Annotated in this window: 15 protein-coding genes, 1 tRNA gene and 1 pseudogene; 10 read left to right on the top strand and 7 right to left on the bottom strand. The window is 42.9% G+C overall.

Annotation, left to right across the window (positions count from 1 at the left end):
- Genes FERRO_RS08085 through FERRO_RS08060 form a run of 6 tightly spaced genes read left to right on the top strand, consistent with a single transcriptional unit; the run spans position 1 to position 11851 of the window.
- Positions 1 to 3081 carry a multidrug efflux RND transporter permease subunit gene (locus FERRO_RS08085; RefSeq protein ID WP_056930354.1) on the top strand — a complete coding sequence of 1027 codons (3081 nt, stop codon included), beginning with the start codon at positions 1 to 3 and terminating at the stop codon, positions 3079 to 3081.
- Positions 3078 to 6167, top strand: a complete 3090-nt coding sequence (locus FERRO_RS08080; RefSeq protein ID WP_056930353.1) for an efflux RND transporter permease subunit — start codon at positions 3078 to 3080, stop codon at positions 6165 to 6167. The genes FERRO_RS08085 and FERRO_RS08080 overlap by 4 nt, the downstream gene beginning before the upstream one ends.
- The gene (locus FERRO_RS08075; RefSeq protein ID WP_056930352.1) at positions 6164 to 7597 is read left to right on the top strand and encodes an efflux transporter outer membrane subunit; all 1434 of its coding nucleotides are present in this window, start codon (positions 6164 to 6166) and stop codon (positions 7595 to 7597) included. Before FERRO_RS08080 ends, FERRO_RS08075 begins: the two co-directional genes overlap by 4 nt.
- 3 nt (positions 7598 to 7600) lie before the next feature.
- Entirely contained in the window at positions 7601 to 9661 is a 2061-nt protein-coding gene (locus tag FERRO_RS08070) for an NAD(+) synthase (RefSeq protein ID WP_082601249.1), read from the top strand.
- A gap of 5 nt (positions 9662 to 9666) precedes the next feature.
- Positions 9667 to 10464 carry an NAD(+) diphosphatase gene (nudC, locus tag FERRO_RS08065; protein WP_056930351.1) on the top strand — a complete coding sequence of 266 codons (798 nt, stop codon included), beginning with the start codon at positions 9667 to 9669 and terminating at the stop codon, positions 10462 to 10464.
- Between the two features lie 13 nt (positions 10465 to 10477).
- Complete coding sequence (locus FERRO_RS08060; RefSeq protein ID WP_056930350.1) at positions 10478 to 11851, top strand: FAD-binding oxidoreductase; 1374 nt, start codon at positions 10478 to 10480, stop codon at positions 11849 to 11851.
- A gap of 3 nt (positions 11852 to 11854) precedes the next feature.
- On the opposite strand, the gene uvrB is transcribed toward FERRO_RS08060, so the two are convergent.
- Complete coding sequence (gene uvrB, locus FERRO_RS08055) at positions 11855 to 13867, bottom strand: excinuclease ABC subunit UvrB (protein ID WP_056930349.1); 2013 nt, start codon at positions 13865 to 13867, stop codon at positions 11855 to 11857.
- A 47-nt stretch (positions 13868 to 13914) separates the two neighbouring features.
- Here uvrB and FERRO_RS08050 point away from each other — a divergent pair, with 47 nt between their 5' ends.
- Entirely contained in the window at positions 13915 to 15123 is a 1209-nt protein-coding gene (locus FERRO_RS08050) for an amino acid aminotransferase (protein WP_239683501.1), read from the top strand.
- A gap of 157 nt (positions 15124 to 15280) precedes the next feature.
- Positions 15281 to 15356 (top strand) — tRNA-Asn (locus FERRO_RS08045).
- 110 nt (positions 15357 to 15466) lie between these two features.
- Here the strand turns inward: FERRO_RS08045 and FERRO_RS10730 are convergent.
- From FERRO_RS10730 to FERRO_RS08040, 3 genes and pseudogenes are all read right to left on the bottom strand, one after another.
- A pseudogene (locus FERRO_RS10730) lies at positions 15467 to 15673 on the bottom strand (transposase); the annotation flags it as partial.
- Between the two features lie 242 nt (positions 15674 to 15915).
- Complete coding sequence (locus FERRO_RS10220; protein ID WP_160318124.1) at positions 15916 to 16071, bottom strand: hypothetical protein; 156 nt, start codon at positions 16069 to 16071, stop codon at positions 15916 to 15918.
- A gap of 10 nt (positions 16072 to 16081) precedes the next feature.
- Positions 16082 to 16510, bottom strand: a complete 429-nt coding sequence (locus tag FERRO_RS08040) for a hypothetical protein (protein WP_056930347.1) — start codon at positions 16508 to 16510, stop codon at positions 16082 to 16084.
- Positions 16511 to 16705: 195 nt separating this feature from the next.
- Between FERRO_RS08040 and FERRO_RS08035 the strand changes: the two genes are divergently transcribed.
- Positions 16706 to 18571, top strand: a complete 1866-nt coding sequence (locus tag FERRO_RS08035; RefSeq protein ID WP_056930346.1) for an ABC-F family ATP-binding cassette domain-containing protein — start codon at positions 16706 to 16708, stop codon at positions 18569 to 18571.
- 156 nt (positions 18572 to 18727) lie between these two features.
- Here the strand turns inward: FERRO_RS08035 and FERRO_RS08030 are convergent, their stop codons facing one another.
- From FERRO_RS08030 to FERRO_RS08020, 3 genes are read right to left on the bottom strand one after another with little or no spacing between them, the layout of a single operon-like run.
- A complete protein-coding gene (locus FERRO_RS08030) occupies positions 18728 to 18961 on the bottom strand; it encodes a pentapeptide MXKDX repeat protein (RefSeq protein ID WP_056930345.1) in 234 nt (77 codons plus the stop codon).
- Positions 18962 to 19019: 58 nt separating this feature from the next.
- Positions 19020 to 19790, bottom strand: a complete 771-nt coding sequence (locus FERRO_RS08025; RefSeq protein WP_056930344.1) for a molybdopterin-dependent oxidoreductase — start codon at positions 19788 to 19790, stop codon at positions 19020 to 19022.
- A gap of 1 nt (position 19791) precedes the next feature.
- A complete protein-coding gene (locus FERRO_RS08020) occupies positions 19792 to 20391 on the bottom strand; it encodes a cytochrome b/b6 domain-containing protein (protein WP_056930343.1) in 600 nt (199 codons plus the stop codon).
- A 60-nt stretch (positions 20392 to 20451) separates the two neighbouring features.
- Here FERRO_RS08020 and FERRO_RS08015 point away from each other — a divergent pair, with 60 nt between their 5' ends.
- Positions 20452 to 21288 (top strand): AraC family transcriptional regulator, encoded by an 837-nt coding sequence (locus FERRO_RS08015; RefSeq protein ID WP_056930342.1) that lies wholly within the window; start codon positions 20452 to 20454, stop codon positions 21286 to 21288.
- Positions 21289 to 21346: the final 58 nt, after the last annotated feature.

The following is a 21346-nucleotide window of genomic DNA, read 5'->3' as shown; positions in this document are numbered from 1 at the left end:
ATGAATTTCTCTAAGGTTTTTATTGAACGACCCGTGGCCACTAGCTTATTGATGCTAGCCATCTTGATCACCGGCATCACAGCGTGGCGATTTTTACCTTTGTCAGCTCTGCCTGAAGTGGATTACCCAACCATTCAGGTGGTCACTTTATATCCTGGCGCAGGACCCGAGGTAACTACGTCCACGATTACGGCCCCCCTGGAGAGACAACTAGGGCAAATGTCAGGGCTCACACAAATGCGCTCAACCAGCAGCGGTGGCGCCTCGGTTATTACCCTACAGTTTTCCTTAAACACCAATATTGACGTGGATGAACAGCAAGTCCAAGAGGCCATCAATGCTGCTACTACATTTCTACCCACCGACTTACCCATGCCCCCTATTTATAACAAGGTAAATCCCGCAGACGCTCCTATTTTAACGCTGGCGGTTACGGCCAAAGACATGCGTCTTAGGGAATTACAGGATTGGGTGGAAACTCGGGTTGCGCAAAAAATATCCCAAATTTCTGGCGTTGGCATGGTGAGTATTGCAGGGGGACAGAGGCCAGCTGTGAGGGTGCAAGTAAATCCTGTGTCGCTGGCCAATATGAAATTAAATCTTGAGGATATTCGCACGGCCATTATTACAAATAATATGAGAATCGCTAAGGGAGGTTTTGATGGCCCAGAACGCTCCATTAGCATTGATGCGAATGACCAACTGCACAGTGCAAGCGACTATGCAAAATTAATCGTTGGTTATCAAAATGCTAATCCCATTCGTTTAGAGGATGTAGCTACTATCATTGATGGCACGGAAAATGATCAACTGGCAGGATGGATGAATAAAACTCCCGCCATCATACTAAATATCCAAAAGCAACCCGGCGCTAATGTGATTAATGTGGTCAATGACATTAAGGAAATCTTGCCCGGCATTAAAGAATCTATGCCCAGTTCCATGGACATGAGGGTGATTACCGATCGCACCACTACCATTCGCGCCTCAGTGGAGGATATTCAATTTGAATTATTACTGGCCATCTGCTTAGTGGTGATGGTCATCTTTTTATTTTTACGTAGTATATCTGGCACGCTGATTCCGAGTATTGCAGTTCCTCTGTCTTTAATTGGGACTATTGGTGTTATGTATTTGATTCACTTTAGCATCAATAACTTAACTCTGATGGCTTTTACCATTGCCACCGGTTTTGTGGTCGATGATGCCATCGTGATGATTGAAAACATTACACGGTTTATTGAGCAAGGAGAGCCACCCTATCAAGCGGCTATCAAAGGTGCCAAGCAAATTGGCTTCACCATTATTTCATTAACCGTATCTTTAGTGGCGGTATTAATTCCTTTGTTATTCATGCACGATGTGATCGGTCGCTTGTTTAAGGAGTTTGCCATTACTCTCGCTATCGCCATTGTTATTTCTGCTTTCGTATCGCTCACTCTCACACCCATGATGAGTGCCCGGCTACTGGGTAAGAAAAATGATAATTTGGAATATTGGCCGCTTATTCAACAATTTCATCGTTGGCAAGACTTTATGGTGAAAAAATATGATCAAGCGCTGAAGTATGTTTTTCAGCACCAGAAAGAGACTTTATGGTTAGCTTTAGCTACTTTAGCGCTCACAGTGGTGTTGTATTTATTAATTCCTAAAGGATTTTTCCCAACACAAGACACAGGCATTATCCAGGGCATTACCGAAGCGCCGCAAAATGTATCTTTTACGAATATGCAGTCGCGGCAACGTATGGCCATTGACACCCTACTCAAGGATCCTGATGTGGAAGATTTGAGTTCATTTATTGGCGTTGATGGTATTAATACCACCCTTAATACGGGACGATTGCTGATTAATCTCAAACCTTTAAATAAACGACAACATCACGAATCCGCGTCTGTGATCATCAATCGTTTGAATAAAGAACTATTAAATGTCCCTGATATCAAGGTCTATTTTCAGCCCATTCAAGACATCACTATTGAAGACAATGTTAGTCGCACTCAATATCAATTTACTTTAAGTAGTCCCAAACAATCTGACATTGATGAATGGACACCAAAGTTAACCGATCAGCTACAACAGCTCCCCGAATTACAGGACGTGGCTTCCGACATTCAGAATCAGGGTTTACAAAATTTCGTAGAAATTAACCGTGATACGGCTTCGCGCTTAGGGGTGAGTGTGGCTAACATTGACAACTCCTTGTACGATGCTTATGGCCAGAGAATGGTATCCACTATATTCACTGAATCAAATTTATACAGAGTTATACTAGAAACCGATCCTGCCTTCAGAAAAAATCCTGATCAATTAAGCGATCTCTATATATCAGGACTCAATAACGTACAGGTACCTTTGATTTCCTTGGTGAAAACCACTGTGAAACCCAGTCATTTATCCGTCAATCATTTAGGGCAGTTTCCTGCTACTACTATTTCTTTTAACGTGAAGACAGGGTATTCACTTGGTGAAGCAGTGAATGCCATACAAGATGCTGAAACTAAAATTCATATACCAGGCAGCATTGAAACCCATTTTCAAGGGGCTGCAAAAGCCTTTAAATCTTCGCTGTCAAGTACCCTGTGGTTAATTTTTGCGGCCATCGTTACCATGTACATAGTCTTAGGTGTTTTATATGAAAGCTATATCCATCCCATCACTATTTTATCGACACTACCCTCCGCTGGCGTGGGCGCCTTACTCGCTCTCTACATCTCTGGCAATGATTTAGGTATTCTTGGCATTATTGGCATTATTTTATTAATCGGTATCGTTAAGAAAAACGCCATCATGATGATTGACTTTGCTTTGGATGCCGAGCGCCATCAAGGAAAAACTGCGCAGGAAGCTATTCATCAAGCCTGTTTACTTCGTTTTCGTCCGATTTTAATGACCACCTTAAGTGCCTTATTCGCTGCTATTCCCTTAATGCTTGGCACGGGAGTAGGCTCCGAGTTAAGGCAACCCCTGGGTTTGGCTATGGTGGGGGGCTTGTTAGTGAGTCAACTTTTAACGCTTTTCACTACCCCTGTGATTTATTTAACGCTTGATCGGTTGTTTGTTAAAAAACAAGCATCATGAATATCACTAAATTATTTATATTGCGGCCCGTCGCCACCACCCTGCTCACTGCCGCCATCGCTTTAGCAGGTATTGTGGCCTTTGTATTATTGCCTGTCGCTCCTTTGCCGCAAGTGGATTTCCCAGCAATCTTTGTTCAAGTGGCATTGCCTGGTGCCAATCCAGACACCATGGCCTCTACCATAGCTACTCCTCTTGAAAAAACCTTGAGTCAAATATCAGGGGTTGCAGAAGTGACCTCAAGCAGTACCTCAGGCTCCACTAATATCTCCCTGTTGTTTGACTTAGATCGAGATATTAATGGTGCCGCAAGAGATGTGATGGCAGCGATTAATGCCGCGCGTACTAATCTGCCGACGGGTTTACCCAATAATCCTATTTATAAAAAATTTAATGCAGCCGATGCGCCGATACTGATTCTTTCTATGACTTCAGAAACCTTAACCGCCGGAGCTGTTTACGATGCGGCATCCACTATTGTGGCCCAGAAATTATCACAGGTAGATGGCGTTGGCCAAGTGACGATTGGTGGGAGTTCACTGCCTGCTGTGCGAATAGAATTAAATCCGCCGTCTCTTAATCGTTACGGAATCAGTATTGAATCGGTTCGGTCAGCTATTAATGCCAATAATGTGTTTCGACCTAAGGGTTTTTTTGCTAATAATCGTTATCATTGGCAAATTAGAGATAACGATCAAGTTATGAGTGCCGCACAATACCGTGATTTAATCATCACGTATAAAAATGGCAATCCAGTTCGTTTATCCGATGTGGCTACGGTTATTGACGATGTGGAAGACAGTCGACATTTGGGTATTGCTGATGGTCACAGAGCTATTATTGTGATTGTCAGCCGACAACCTAATGCTAATATCATTGATACGGTTCAACATATCAAGGATGCCATGCCGCAAATACAAGCATCCATTCCGCCCGCCGTTAACCTTAAAATCGTGATGGACAGAACTCCTACCATTAAAGGATCACTCTTTGATGTGGAGATAACGCTATTGATTTCCACATTATTGGTGGTCCTCGTGGTTTATGTTTTTTTGCGCGAAGGCAATGCCACCTTTATTCCGAGTATTGTTGTTCCAGTGTCTATTTTAGGTACCTTTGGCGTGATGTTCTTATTGGGTTACAGTTTAAATAATTTATCTTTAATGGCATTAACCATTTCAACGGGTTTTGTGGTGGATGATGCTATCGTCATTCTTGAGAATATCTCACGCTATATAGAGCAAGGCTTAAAGCCTATTGACGCAGCCACTCGGGGCGCTAAAGAGGTGACCTTTACTGTCATCTCAATCAGTATTTCTCTCGTTGCTGTATTTGTTCCTTTATTATTAATGGGTGGACTTGTGGGACGTATCTTTCGTGAGTTTTCCGTGGTGCTGTCAGTAGCCATTTTGGTGTCACTGGTCATATCCCTCACTACAACGCCCATGTTGTGTGCCAGAATTTTAAAAAAACCAGTCAATACCCCTCTTAAAGAGGTCAGTAAACTCAAACAATGGTTAGAGAAAATCGATCATTTAGGTCTTTATTATTCACGCTCTCTCAGCTGGGCCTTAAAAAGAAAAAGATGGGTGTTGTTATCCTTATTTCTGGTGATTGGTTTGAATTTTTATCTCTTCACGGTGGTACCTAAAGGGTTTTTTCCGCAGCAGGACACAGGAAGAATTATTGGCCGAGTTCAGGCTGATCAAGATATTTCCTTTCAGGCCATGCGCGATAAGATGATTCAATTAATTAATATTTGCAAAGCAGATCCTGAAACCCAAAACGTCATTGGTTTTACCGGGGGAGAAGCGCGCAATGCGGCCAATGTATTTATTATTTTGAAACCTAAGTCAGAAAGACATTTGAGTGCCGATGAAGTGATTGCCCGTCTCAGAAAAAAATTAGTTGCCGTATCAGGGGCAACACTTTATTTACAAGCTATTCAGGATTTTCGTTTTGGTGGTAGAACGGGTAATGCTCAATACCAATATACTCTTGAGGGCAGCACCCTAACGGAACTCAGATTTTGGGCGCCTAAAATTAAAAATGCCTTATCAAAATTGCCCACCTTAGCAGATGTGAACACAGACCAAGAGGATAAAGGGATAGAGCAATGGTTGGATATTGATCGAGATACTGCTTCCAAATTGGGGGTTAACACCTTTGCCATCGATCAAACCTTAAACGATCTATACGGACAAAGGATTATTAGTACTATTTACCATCCCCTCAACCAGTATCGAGTGGTTATGGAAGCTGCTCCAGAATATCTAAATGGTCCCTCTATTCTTCAAGAAACCTACGTGACTGGACGAAACGGCGCTATTATTCCTTTGTCGGCTTTTGTTAGCTTTAGAAGAACCAATACTCCTTTGACTGTTTCCCACCAAGGAGACCTTCCTGCCACCACCATTACTTTTAACTTACCCAAGGGTGTTTCCCTAGGTCAGGCAACTCAAGCAATTAACGATACGTTCATTAAGCTTGGTGTGCCCTCCACAGTGCGTGGAGGGTTTCAGGGAACAGCTAAGGTATTTATTGGTTCCTTATCTAATGAGCCAATCCTAATCCTTGTGGCTTTAATTACGGTCTATATCGTGTTAGGAATTTTGTATGAAAGCTTAGTACACCCTTTTACCATTTTATCCACCCTCCCCTCAGCGGGTGTGGGAGCCTTGCTGGGGCTTGAAATCACTGGTCTGCAATTTGATTTAATTGGTCTGATCGGTGTTATTCTGCTCATCGGTATTGTGAAAAAGAACGCCATTATTATGATTGACTTTGCTCTTCAGGCCGAGAGGCTTGGGAAAAGCGCGGAGGAGGCAGTGATAGAGGCTTGTAACATGCGTTTTAGACCCATCATTATGACCACCCTAGCAGCCATGTTAGGGGCGATTCCCTTGGCCATAGGTTTTGGCGATGGCGGAGAGTTGCGTCGCCCTCTGGGCGTAGCTATTGTAGGAGGATTAACTGTCAGTCAAATATTAACTCTGTATACGACCCCAGTTGTTTATATTTATTTAGATAGATTAAGACAATATGGATTTTTTGGACTTTTAAAAAGTAAGAGAGTGGCCTCATGATGAAGCAAAGCATTGGTTTGATTACACTGATGAGCATGGTGACTGCCTTAACAGGTTGCGCGGTGGGTCCTGATTATGTGAAACCAGATGCCTCTAATCCATCGAGTTTCACTATACCAAAGGGATGGAAAGTGGCAGAGCCCAACGACAATAATATTCCCAGTAATTGGTGGCAACTCTTCCACGATAAAACCCTTGATGAATTAGAAACTCAGGTGGAGCACAGTAATCAGTCACTGCTTCAACAGTTTGCCGCTTTACGGCAAGCACGTGCCTTGGTGACCGCTGACACCGCTCCGCTTTTTCCGAGTTTCACCTTGAATGAGACCACTAACCGTAATCGTTTTTCGAGTGGAGCCTTTAGCTTTGGTCCAGGAAGGATTTTTGATAGCCATTCCTTAAATATGCAATCGAGCTGGGAGCTTGATATATGGGGGGGTATTAGACGACAAATTGAAGCGGATGTAGCCTCCATGCAATCCTCCGCAAGCCAAGTGGCAGCAACCCGATTAAGCTTACAAAGTCAGTTAGCCGCTGACTACTTTCAACTGCGTGCTGATGATACAGAGGAATCGTTGTTACAGGACACTATTACCGTTTATGAACAATATATAGAGCTCACTAAAAATCGTTTTGATGAGGGGGTGGCGGCCCAAACTGATTTGATTCAAGCTCAGACGCAGCTTAAAACTGCGCAAACACAAATGATTGACCTAGGAGTTCAGCGCTCACAATTAGAGCATGCCATAGCTGTATTAGTGGGTCGAGCCCCCTCAGAGCTGAAAATAAACAAAGTGAATCTCACAGACTTTAACTTAACCATTCCCGTTACAGTTCCGTCCGTGCTCCTTGAAAGACGTCCTGATGTATCTGTGGCAGAGAGAAGTGCTGCAGCAGCTAGCGCTAAAATAGGGGTGGCTAAGGCGGCGTTTTTCCCGACTTTTAATCTGACAAGTAACATTGGTTACCAAAGTAATATTTATAACAATTTAATTGGTCCTGCTAATTATGGTTGGGGAATTAGTCCTAGTGTCAGCTTACCTATTTTCGATGGCGGACAACGATTGGGTGGGTATCGTGAAGCCGTGGCCCAATATGATCAGGCGGTGGCTAACTATCGGCAAGTGGTACTCACAGCTTTTCAAAACGTAGAAGATAATTTGAGTGCTACAGCCATTCTCACCCGAGAGATATCTGTTCAGAACGAGGCGGTGGAGTTGTCTAAGAAGAATTTAGAGTTAACCCGTAGCCAGTATATTGCCGGAACAGTCAACTATTTAAATGTGATCACCGCACAAGCCACTCTCTTAACCAGTCAGATTAACGCCATTCAAATTAAAAGTAGACAATTTGTGGCTGGAGTACAATTAGTGGTCGCCCTAGGTGGCGGTTGGGATAAGTCTCAAGAACCCGAGTTATCAAAAAAATAATCTATGCAAGATATGAAAACACTGCCCTACTTTAATCTCTACCATCATGGTTTTTTTAGAACCTCAGTGGCCACCCCTCGGGTTTTTTTAGCGGACCCGGCTGCTAATGCAAAAGAGATTATTCGTCTCATTCAAGAGGCCTGTACTCAGCAGGTGGGATTAATCGTTTTTCCCGAATTAGGTATTACAGGTTACAGCTGTGATGATTTATTTCATCAACACACACTAATTAGCTCAGCACTGCAACAGTTGCAGTATGTTATTCGAGAAACATCCCACTTACCCATCATGTCTATTGTGGGTTTACCCTTCCAACACCATAATAAATTATTTAATTGTGCGGCGTTAATAGGCCAAGGTAAATTGATGGGACTCGTCCCTAAAACCTATATTCCTAATAACCGCGAGTTTTATGAAGCCCGATATTTTTCTGCGGCCGATCCTGATGTGGTGGAATATATATCAGTGCTAGGAGAAGAAGTCCCCTTCGGTAGTAAAATCATTTTTTCTGCTATCAATTGTCCAGAACTAAAAATTGCCATAGAGATTTGTGAGGATCTTTGGGTTCCTATTCCCCCCTCCTCCTATGCAGCTCTCGCAGGAGCCACAGTGATTGCTAATTTGTCTGCCTCCAATGCTTCTATTGGAAAGGCGGACTACCGACGACAATTGGTCTCTAATCTTGCGGCCAGAACCCTTAGTGCTTATTTATACAGCTCCGCTGGGATCGGGGAGTCGACCACTGATCTTGCCTGGGATGGTCATGGCATCATTTGTGATTATGGGCAAATTATTAAAGAATCTACTCGTTACTATTTAGAGTCACAATTAATCGTTGCTGATATTGATTTACAACGCTTAACGCAAGAGAGAATTCGGCAGAATACCTTTGCTCAGTGCCAAGAGTTAAATGCGATTGAGTTGGACAAGTTTAATGAAGTTAGTTTCTCTCTTGCGCTTCATGAGGACAGTGTGATTGCTCTTGATCATCCGCCCCTGCGCTTTCCCTATGTTCCACATACTGCGAAGGATAGAGCTCAGCGTTGCCAGGAAGTTTTTGAAATACAAGTGCAAGGATTGATTTCACGAATCCGCTTTACCGGACTCACTCATCTTGTGATTGGGGTTTCAGGGGGACTGGATTCAACCCATGCGCTTCTGGTGGCTGTGACCGCCATGGATCGACTAACGCTGTCCCGAAGCTCTATTTATGCTTATGGCTTAACGGGATTTGCTACCAGTGATCGTTCAATAGAGTTTTTTAATACGCTGACAGAGCATTTGGGTGTCACGAGAGAAATCGTTGATATTAGACCAAGCTGTATGCAAATGCTCAAAGATTTGGGGCACCCCTTTGCAGAGGGACAGCCTGTTTTTGACATTACCTTTGAAAATGTCCAAGCGGGTGAGCGCTCTAATCATTTGTTTCGAATTGCTAACATGAAGCAGGCAATGGTGGTGGGTACCAGTGATTTGAGTGAGCTAGCTCTTGGCTGGGCCACCTATGGTGTGGGAGATCACATGGCTCACTATCATGTCAACGCCAGCGTACCCAAATCACTGATGCAACATCTTGTAGTATGGTGGGCCGAAAACTACGCTCATACTGAAGAGTTAAGCAATACATTAAACCATATTGTGCACAGCGAGATTTCACCAGAACTTATTCCAGCTCAGCACAGTGGTCAAGTACAATCCACTGAACAGGTGATCGGTCCTTATGAAATACAGGATTTTCATTTATATTATTTAACGCGCTTTGGGTTTTCTCCGGAACGGGTAGCTTTCATGGCTTGGTGTGCATGGCATGATGTGGATCAGGGTTTATGGCCAGAAATTACGTTATTTCACAAGAACGTTTATGATATTGCCACCATTAAGCACTGGCTTACCATTTTTGTAAAACGCTTCTTTGAACAGAGCCAGTATAAACGAAGTTGTATTGCTAATGCACCCAAGGTAGGCTCTGGTGGGTCACTCTCACCCAGAGGCGATTGGCGGGCTCCCAGTGACAGTAAAGCTACCCTATGGTTAGAAAAAATTAATCTTATTCCCGATCATTGATAAACATGGCTAATCAACTTTTTTTTGTTTTTCAGGGTCATCAACTGTTGGTGACAGAGAGTGAAACGGATCCGTCCTTACCTGACAGTCAACTCCTCGCGGAGTGTAAGCCCTTTATGCTACGTCAACATAGGGTACTGGACTCTCAGCACCTTAGCTGTTATGCCTTGGAAGTGAATGAGTCCTATATACCAGCCATGGGTTACCGTTTCATAGGACTCAGAAGTTTATTCGGGCTCCTTAATGAGGAGCTGATTGCTCTCATTGGTAAGGGATTACAAATCATTGATTGGGACAGAACTCATCGCTACTGCCCCACCTGTGCTACTGAAAACACCCATCATGAGCATGAATTAGCAAAAGTATGCCCCAACTGTCACTATCGCTCCTATCCGCGTATCTCCCCTGTGGTGATGGGATTAATTGTGCGTGATCAGGAGATTTTATTGGCACGCAGCCCTCATTTTGCGCCAGGCATGTATAGTGCCATTGCGGGCTTTTGTGAGGTGGGAGAGAGTCTTGAAATGGCTCTTCATCGAGAGATAAAAGAGGAAGTCAATGTGGTGGTGGACCAAGTGGAATACTTTACCAGCCAATCCTGGCCTTTCCCTCATTCACTCATGGTGGCTTTTACCTGTCGTTATGTGTCAGGAACAATTGTGCCCCAACCTCAGGAAATTGAGGACGCAAAGTGGTTTAGTATAGACGCGCTCCCTCTGTTACCCCACCCGGTGAGTATTGCCCGTAAATTAATTAATCAGACAGTGAACACTATTAAAGCCCGTCATCATGCCCTTTATTGAGGATCTTTGTGCCATGTTTTCTGCTCATCAAGTAATCTTAGATGAGAGTGCTAAACAATCCTATGAGACAGACTGGCGAGGCCGCTATAGTGGATCCGCTCTCGCCGTGGTATTGCCAAATAGCCTTGAGGAAGTCTCTACACTGGTTAAACTCTGTCATCAATATCAACTAAGTATAGTTCCTCAATCGGGCAACACGAGCCTTTGCGGTGCCTCGGTGCCCATTAGTACAATCCCCTCAATTATTGTGAATCTTTCAAGGTTAAACCGTATTAGAGAAATTGATTTAGAGAACAATACAATCACCGTGGAAAGTGGAGTGATCTTAGAAAATCTCGCCTTGCTTGCCCAACAACACCAGCGCTTCTTTCCTTTGTCCATGGCTTCCGAGGGGAGTGCTCAGGTGGGTGGCATCATTTCCACTAATGCGGGAGGCAGCGCGGTGATTCGCTATGGCAATATGCGCTCCCTGGTCATGGGGCTGGAGGTGGTATTGGCGAGCGGGGACGTATGGACCGCTTTAAATGGTCTGAGAAAAGACAATTCAGGTTACGATTTAAAACAACTTTTTATAGGTGCCGAGGGGACGCTGGGGCTTATTACGGCGGCCACTTTAAAGCTAATGCCCTTGCCTCACACACGTGAGGTCTATTGGCTCACAGCCGATAGTTTATCTTCAGCAGTGAGCACCTTGTCTTTTTTAAAAAATCATGTAGGCGAGAATATTAGCGCCTTTGAAATCATGTCTAGTGAATGCTTACATTTGGTGGGTAAACACTTTCCAACACTGCCTATTCCAGCATACCAAGAAAACCAATGGGCGATTTTAGTGGAACTGGAATTCTTTCATCACACCACAGCCCATGAAAACATTTTTATGCATTGTATAGACAACAACTTAATTAGTAATGTGGTGGTAGCGCTCAATCAACAACAAATCATGCAATGTTGGGCGGTACGTGAACATATTCCCTTAGCAGAAAAGACTGAGGGCTTTAGCATCAAACATGACATCAGTTTACCCATTAGCGCCATATCTGAGTTTGTGGACAGAGCCATCGCACAAGTCAGAGCGTTAATCCCAGGGGTGATCACCGTATGTTTTGGTCATCTTGGCGATGGTAATTTGCATTTTAATTTCACCAATCCCAGCACCATGAAAAAAGAGACTTTTCTCTCCTTAAGCTCAGCCATAAATGATTTAGTCTACGACCTCGTTTATGAATACCGTGGTAGTTTGAGTGCTGAGCATGGCATTGGACAACTTAAAATCAAGGATTTAATCAAGTACAAGAGTCCCCTTGAGATGAAATTAATGCGCACCATTAAAACTGCCTTAGACCCTCTCAATCTCATGAACCCAGGAAAACTTCTTAGCCAACAGTAATGTTCACAACAACATAAAGTCTTTAATGGCTTTAATTTCGTCACGACACTTTGCTGCCTTCTCAAATTCTAAGTTTTTGGCGGCATTTAACATTTGTTTTTCAAGGTCTTTTAAACGCTGGTTAAGTTCTTTATCATTTAGGGAATCCAAGTGTTGTTTTTGTTTGATCTCTTCATAGAGGGAGCTTGCCACCTCAGGATCATAAATACCCTCAATAATATCCTTAATTTTTTTGGTAACGCCTTTGGGTGTAATACCGTGTTTCGTATTAAAGGCAATTTGCAATTCTCGACGGCGATGAGTTTCATCCATGGCTTTTTTCATGGAATCCGTGATTCGGTCGGCATATAAAATTGCTGTACCGTTTAGGTGGCGCGCCGCGCGTCCGATGGTTTGAATTAAGGACCGCTCAGACCTTAAAAACCCCTCTTTGTCAGCATCTAAAATAGCCACTAAGGATACTTCGGGAATATCCAAACCCTCACGCAGTAGGTTAATTCCCACCAACACATCAAACAAACCTTTTCTTAAATCACGGATAATTTCTACCCTTTCAACGGTATCCACATCTGAGTGAAGGTACCTAACTTTAATGGTGTTCTCCTCAAGATATTCTGTTAAATCCTCCGCCATTCTTTTGGTTAAGGTGGTGACTAATACTCTCTCCCCAATCATAATGCGCTCTTTAATTTCCGAGAGTAAATCATCCACTTGATGGGTGGCGGGTTTTACCACAATCTGTGGATCCACTAAGCCGGTTGGCCGTACCAGTTGCTCTATCACCTGCCCAGTGTGCTCCGCTTCATAACGCGCTGGGGTTGCGGAGATGAATACTGTTTGCGGCATCAGTTTCTCAAATTCATCAAAACGCAGGGGACGGTTATCAAGGGCTGAGGGCAGTCTAAAACCATAATTAACCAGGTTCTCTTTTCTAGATCGGTCTCCCTTATACATGGCCCCCACTTGAGGAACAGTGACATGGGATTCATCTAAAAACATCAAGGTGTCTTTAGGAAGATACTCAATTAATGTGGGCGGGGCATCCCCTGGGGGTCGTCTGGAGAAATGACGGGAGTAGTTCTCAATTCCCTTACAAAAACCAATTTCATTCAGGAGTTCCAAATCATAGCGAGTGCGTTGCTCGATGCGTTGCAATTCCACCAATTTATGATCTCGTGCAAATTCCTCCATGCGACTGGATAACTCCACTTTGATAGATTCAATGGCTTTGAGTACCGTATCCCTTGGTGTGACATAGTGACTTGATGGGTAAATGGTAAAGCGTCCCAAACGCTGAACTGTTTTACCTGTTAAGGGATCAAAGAGCATCAAAGATTCCACTTCGTCATCAAATAATGTGACCCTCAAGGCCAACTCACTGCTCTCTGCAGGAAAAATATCTAGTACATCTCCCCTCACCCTAAAGATACCGCGCTTAAACTCCAGCTCATTACGGGTATATTGCATGATGGTGAGTTGTTGAATAATAGTTCGTTGATCAAGTCTTTCATGTTCTTTAATGTGCAGGATCATCTGATGATAATCCCCTAAGTCTCCAATACCGTAGATAGCGGACACTGTAGCGACTATAATGCAATCACGTCGTTCCAATAAGGACTTGGTAGCAGATAAACGCATCTGCTCAATGTGTTCATTAATACTGGAGTCCTTCTCAATATACAAGTCGCGAGCAGGAACATAGGCCTCTGGCTGATAGTAATCATAGTAGGAAACAAAATATTCCACAGCGTTATCTGGAAAAAACTCCCTTAATTCGGAGTAAAGTTGGGCCGCTAGGGTTTTATTGGGAGCCATGACAAAGGCTGGGCGACCGGTTCTTGCAATCACGTTGGCCATGGTAAAAGTTTTCCCCGAGCCTGTGACACCTAACAGGGTTTGAAACTGTAACCCGTCCTGGATCCCTTCTATGATTTTATCGATGGCCTTAGGTTGATCCCCCGCAGGCTCAAAGGGGGAATGGAGATGATAGGGACTATTGGGGAAAGTATGAATCACTGCTAAAATATCCGATTAAATAACGTTTAATCATATCATTAAGGATCATGATGTCGAATAACTTACTTGCAAACATAGAAATGGCCCCTAAGGACCCTATTTTGGGGATTACTGAAGCGTTTAATGCGGACAAAAACCCCCATAAAGTGAATCTTGGCGTGGGAGTTTATACCGATGAAAACGGTAAAGTCCCTCTTTTAGAATGTGTGAAGCAGGCGGAAACGCTGATTCATAGTCAACAACTCCCTCGGGGTTACCAACCTATCGAGGGAATGGCTCTTTACAACAAGGAAGTTCAAGCACTGGTTTTCGGCAGTGATTCTGAGGCCATACAAGAAGAAAGGATTGTGAGCGCGCAAGCCTTAGGGGGTACTGGAGGCTTGAAACTCGGCGCTGATTTTCTGCAACGATTCCATAGCCAAGCTGAAGTATTAATTTCAGACCCCAGCTGGGAAAATCACCGTGCTTTATTTGAGTCAGCAGGCTTTAAGGTAAATACTTATCCCTACTACGATGCTAAAAGTCATGGCGTTAACTTTAGCGGCATGATTGAAAAACTGAATGCCTGCGCACAGGGTACCATTATTGTTCTTCATGCCTGTTGTCATAACCCAAGTGGCGTGGATCTAACCGATGATCAGTGGCACACCATTATTGATATAGTCAAAGCTAAAAATCTAGTCCCTTTTCTTGATTTAGCCTATCAAGGTTTTTCTAAATCTATTGATGAAGATGGTCTGGTAATTAAAAAATTTGTAGCAGCTGGCCTAGTGACTTTTGTATCCAATTCATTTTCGAAATCCTTTTCCCTTTACGGAGAAAGAATCGGGGCATTCCATATTGCCTGTCAGTCTAAAGAAGAGGCTGGTAGAGTGTTATCGCAACTAAAGAGAGTGATTAGAACCAACTACTCTAATCCTCCAGCCCATGGTGCTCAAATCGTTGCCACAGTTCTTGGTAACGCAGAGCTCCGAGCGCTCTGGGAGAAGGAATTAGGCGCAATGCGTAACCGTATTAAGGAAATGCGCGTGCTCTTTGTGAATCAACTCAAAGAGAGTTTGCCGCAACATGACTTTAGTTTTGTGGCTCAACAAAATGGTATGTTTTCCTTTTCAGGTCTCACTAAAGAACAGGTACACCAACTAAGGGATAATTACTCCGTTTATGCAGTGGACAGTGGCCGCATTTGTGTTGCAGCGCTAAATAAAAATAATATGAATGCAGTGATTGCTGCCATTACTGGCATTTTAAAATAATATATTCCTATACTCTCCTCACCAAGAAATAACTCTCATCTTGGTGAGATTGTTTTCTAACATTACTGTAGATAAGGTTTTATTTAACAAAATAGTATTCAAATACCTTAAAAATATTGACCAAACACTCTCCTGTGTTTAGAATAACGAATTCTTATCCCTGATAGCTCAGTCGGTAGAGCGACGGACTGTTAATCCGCAGGTCCCTGGTTCGAGTCCAGGTCGGGGAGCCAGAACACACGTATTAGAGAATCTAGGCTCTTTCGGCTCTTGGCCTATCTCCCATTTAAGAGGGCAGTTTTAATCATGCTCAAACAACCTTAACACGTTCTTTACCAAGTCACTGATGAAGATAATAGCCTTTTAAATCCCCTTCACTACGACCACGAACCACATCACAGATCCGATGCTTTCTCAGATCGCAAAGCGTGGTGGCAAAGCCTTCTTTCTTACTAAAGAAATGTTCATCAATACCCAGTACTCATGGACAGACTTTGGATAGTAGTTCTCTATGCTGTAGTAGGTAGTGACTTTGATACCAACCCTCTATAACGTGCTAAGCGTTTGTATTTCACATCTAATAATACGGACTAATAACCACTAACTTTTACTATAGAAAAACCAAGGCAATTTAGCATAAGATTGTTCTTGGGCACTTTAATCTCCTTTTTTATCGCAAAATCAAGGATTTAGTTTAGGCTGATTCAATTAAAGTGCCCCTTTGTTTGGTATAGAGCCTAAATTCTTCACTTTTATAGTTTGTGAACTATTCGGCCCTTAGGCCGGAGTAGTTTATTGACTGGTTGTTACCACGGCGGCAGTGGCAGCTGTGCTATTTGATTGCAAAAGCGTTGACGGAGTTGCGGTACTTGTAGTGGTGCTACCGCTTCCTCCACCACACCCAATCAAGCCTAAAATTAGTGATACTGCAATTAGATAAGCTTTCATTTCTACCCCCTTATTGCATTTGACATACACCACTAAATGGATCGGAAGTTCCTTGAATTAAAATGGTGTTGCCACTGTTCACGGGTAATATGTTAAAAATCAAAGTATGGTTACCAGATCCAGATGTAAAAGACATAGTGTAGGAACCCGTAATATTGGAGTTCGATGTGACTGTAATAGCTTTTGTACCATAAGATTGAGTAGGTGTAGCAACTCCACTACTGAAGGAAAGATCCATTGAACTATAAGTAATCGTATTTGTAGAGAAATTAATAAGTGCTAGAACATTATAAGTTGAGCTACTAGCACCAGGTGCAATGGGTGGCGTTGCTATCATGCCGCAGGTACCTGATAAAGCTGCTGAGGCATTAAAGGAAAGAACAAGAGTAATTAGGGCTAAGGTAACGTAACCAGTAAGAAAAGTGTAAAGTTTGTTCATATGTCCCCCTATTAGTAAGAGCTACAATATAAATCAGGAAATTACAACTACTTTTTCATAGTGATACTTTAATTCTTGAAAAGCAATAGCTTTCTTACAAAACATTACAGAAAGCCATATATTTGTATTAAATAAAGTATAATTAAGTTATTAATTGATAAAAAAGTCTAATCTCCCTTAAATTCCAAACAATCCATGATTATCCTCAACGATGTAACGCTTCACCGCGGTCATAAAACTCTTTTAGACCGAGCTAGTGTGACCCTTAATCCTGGCGAAAAGGTAGGACTTGTGGGTCGCAATGGAACGGGTAAATCCACCCTCTTTGCCTTGTTGAATGGAAGTTTGCATGAGGATGGGGGAACGTATCAGATTCCGCAACATTGGCGTCGCGCTGAGGTGGCTCAGAATATGCCTGAGACTGACGTGGGGGCCACACAATTTGTGATTGAGGGTGATACCACACTCATGGCCGCAAGAGAGGAGGTTCTTCAAGCGGAGATAAGTGGTGATGGTGAGCGTATGGGGAACGCCTATGCTGCTTTGTATGAGTTAGGAGAGAGTGATGCAAAGGCACGCGCCCAAACATTGATTTTAGGATTAGGTTTTCAATTGGCTGAGTTAGATAATCCTGTTAACAGTTTCTCAGGAGGTTGGCGTATGCGCTTACAACTTGCGCGAGCGCTGATGTGTCCCTCTGATTTATTGTTACTGGATGAACCCACCAACCATTTGGATCTCGATGCGCTAGTTTGGTTAGAATCCTGGCTAACTCGTTACGCCGGCACCATGCTGGTTATCAGCCACGATCGCGACTTCCTGGAGGCTGTCACCAAGGTCACCGTTCATCTTGAACATTGCAAACTCACTCGCTACGGTGGCAGCTATGGTTTCTTTGAAAAACAACGGGCTGAGCGAATGCTGTTGGAGCAGAATGCTTATGAAAAACAACAGGATAAAGTGGCTCACTTGCAAAAGTTTATTGCCCGTTTTAAGGCTAAAGCTAGCAAGGCCAAACAAGCGCAAAGTCGGGTCAAGGCATTAGCCCGTATGGAAATGTTAGCTCCCCTTCTCTCTGACGCAGAATTTATCTTTGAGTTTGAGGAACCCAAACATTTACCTAACCCTATGCTAACCCTATCTAATGGATCCTTAGGCTATCCAAACAGCAGGCAAATTATTCTTAATAAGGTTGATTTTTCTGTACTTGCGGGCCAGAGAATCGGCATACTGGGGGCTAACGGCCAGGGTAAATCCACCTTAGTGAAGACCATTGCAGGGGCTATCCCTCCTCTCTCAGGAGAATTACAACAAGGAAGAGGTTTGCGAATTGGTTATTTTGCCCAACAGGAAATGGATTTACTGGACGCAAAGGCCAATCCCCTTGAGCATTTTAACCGGATGCTAAAGGAAATTAAGGCTAATGGAACACTGGATGGACAAAACACCCGAGAACAGGATTTAAAAAACTATTTAGGCCAGTTTCATTTTGGTGGGGATCGATTGATGCAACCTGTTGGTACCATGAGCGGCGGGGAGAAAGCACGTCTCGTGTTAAGTATGATTGTTTGGCAACGCCCCAACTTATTACTTCTTGATGAGCCCACTAACCACTTGGATTTAGTGACCCGTGAAGCCTTATCCATGGCCCTCAATAAATTTGAGGGAACCGTGATGCTGGTGAGTCATGATCGAGCCCTGTTGCGTGAAGTCTGCGACGAATTTTGGTTAGTTCATGACGGCTCTCTTGCACCTTTTGATGGCGACTTAGAGGATTATCAACGCTATCTCATGGATCTTTCTCGACGTGTTCGGGCACAAGCGTCCACTCGAACCTCCATCGCTGTAACGGACACTAAGCAAACCAACACCCTAAGTCAAGCTGTCATTGAGAAATTAAATCAACAAATCGCATCACTGGAGCAACAAAGAGATCAATTACTCCATGAGATGGCACAATGCTCTGAGCATGAACAGCTAGCTCTGCAACAGGAACAACTGAGTAAGCTTCAACAAGAATTATCACAAGCGGAAAACGAGTGGCTGGTGTTGAGCGCGTAAAGAAACATTTGTTTAAACACTGCTGTCGATCTTGTAGCAGAGGGACACAAATCAACCCGTCATCACTTGAATTGTAGATCAGTTAATCGCAGATCTATAATAAATTTGTGTCAATAAATCCCACTGAACGTGGGATTTATTTTCACTAGACAAAGATTACTTCGCCATCGAGTCTTTATTCATCTCATCTTTTTTCATATGGTCTTTTTTCATATGGTCTTTTTTCATATGGCCTTTTTTCATATGTTCTTTTTTCATATGGTCTTTTTTCATCCCATCTTTGGACATAGAATCTTTTTTCATGTTGTCCTTAGACATATCCTCAGAAAAAACTGGCATAGCTACAGCAAACGCTAACAATGTTACTAATACAGCAGATAATTTCTTCATGTAAAACTCCTTATGGATAGTTAAATGCACTTCAGTGCTCTTATTGAGGAAATAGGTATTAACTTCCTCCAAACCAGTTGTAACCTTGGTCTTCCCAATAACCGCCGGGGTTAACGTTAGTAACAAATATTTCTTTAATATATTTAGGATTCTTATAGCCAAGCTTGGTGGGTATTCTAAGTTTTAGGGGGTAGCCATATTTAGCTGGTAGGACCTGATCGGCAAAGGTCAGTGTGAGCAAGGTTTGGGGATGCATAGCTGTAGGCATATCAATGCTAGTGTAGTAATCGTCATGACAACGAAAACCAACAAAGCTTGCCTGAGTGTCAGCACCAATACGTTGCAAAAAGTCACTGAATCGCACCCCACCCCATTTACCGATAGCACTCCAACCTTCCACACAGATATGGCGTGTGATTTGGGTGGTTTGAGGCATGGCGTTAAGTTCTACCAATGACCAGTCTTTTTTATCCTTTATCAAGCCTGATACCTTGAGCTTAAAATTATCGGGATCAGGTCGAATTTCATCCTCATCATAATAAGCATTAAAAGGGAAAGGTTTAGTAATCATTTCTTCGCTGTAGGTGGGTGCCAGCTTATTGGGGTCAAATAACCAGCCTTGTACTCGGTCGTTAAAGCGAGACATGACTTCAAGTGCTTGTTCAATGTTGTCTTCGTTAGTTAGTGTACAGCCAGTTAGCAGGGTAATAGCGCCAAGACTTAACAGGTTTTTTCCAAACAACCGTCTAGTGGGAAGATCCAATCCTTTGTATACATCCTTAATGATGTCCTGATGATTGGGGAGCATTATCTTTTTCTTATCAACCATGCTATCTCCCCCGAATCATAATTATTAAAGTCTTCGGCACCAAAGCCACCATCACTAAATGCACCACAATAAAAAACGTGGCAAAGGCCATTGCACAAAAGTGAACAATTCGGGCGTTATCAAAACCACCCATGAGTTCTCTTAAAAGGGGAAACTGTACTGATTTCCAAATGGTTAAGCCAGATAGGACTAACACTAAGATATCTAATATAATAAATAAATAAGCTAAGCGTTGAATAGTGTTGTACTGACTCAAGTCTTCATGAGATAAATGGCCTTTTAAGGTTGCCAGCAAATCTTGCACTAACTTCTGGAAACTTAAGGGGAAGAATTTGTCCCTCATTCTGCCCGTCAGGAAATTAAAACCCAGATATCCCAAGCCATTGATAACCAACAGCCACATGAAAGCAAAGTGCCATAACAGCGCCCCACCCAGCCAATTACCTAGAGTTAACGCCGCGGGAATGGTGAACTCAAATATGGGTGAAGCATTATAAATTTTAAGTCCAGTCATGACCATAATGACCACGGCTATTGCATTTAGCCAATGCGTCACACGGACGAACAAAGGAGTGATAATAGTTTGTCTTTGTTTTTTCATTTTGTTACTATAGAGTACGGTGGAATACTAATAATCCCAATAAATATACAATTCATCCCAATGGATCAACTTTCTATCCTGCTGAAGCACTTTGATATTAAAACCAGGGTATTTGCTCACGGTACCCTGTGCAGCGAGGCCAATTTTGACATGGTGCAAGGCATGGGTCATATTCATATCTTTAAAAAAGCCCAGTTAGAAATTGTGATTAAAGATAGAGAACCGCTACTCATCACTGAGCCCTCTGTTATTTTTTTCCCTAAACCCACTTCCCATTCGTTAAAACCATTTAATAATGAGAAGGTAAAGTTGATTTGTGCGACCTTTTCATCGGGTAGTCCTATTCATAATCCCTTAATTATGGGGCTTCCTGAGGTCTTGATCACTCCTATTTCACAATTGTGTGACTTTGAGACAATCTTTGATTTGCTGTACCAAGAGAGATTGCATGAGGAAAGTGGTAAAGACCAGGCTATCGCTCATTTAATGGACTACTTGATGGTCAGAATATACCGCTTTGCTATCCAAGAAAAGCTGATTAGTTCAACTGCCGTGATGGGTTTAGCAGACCCTAAAATCTACAAAGCCATCATGGCTATTCATCAATATCCCGGACGCGAGTGGTGTCTTGAGACGCTAGCCAGTGAAGCGGGTATGTCTCGTACCCGATTTGCTGAATTTTTTAAACAAAAAGTGGGGATGGCCCCGATTAACTATTTAACCGAACTGCGCATCCATCTTGCCATGAAGCGTCTTGTACAAGGTAAGTCAATTAAATCACTCTATGATGAACTGGGGTATTCTTCCACCTCTTCCTTCTCAAGAGCCTTTCTACTAAAAACGGGTATGAGCCCAAAAAAGTGGTTGGATAATCACCGCCATGTAACAACGGATTAATTGTCAACGTTCAATAAAAAATCCTAAGCTCGCTCAATAACTCATTCACTCCATCACT

The sequence above is a fragment of the Ferrovum sp. JA12 genome (genome assembly GCF_001431705.1).
GTDB lineage: Bacteria > Pseudomonadota > Gammaproteobacteria > Burkholderiales > Ferrovaceae > PN-J185.
This window is presented reverse-complemented; position numbering and strand designations above follow the sequence as displayed.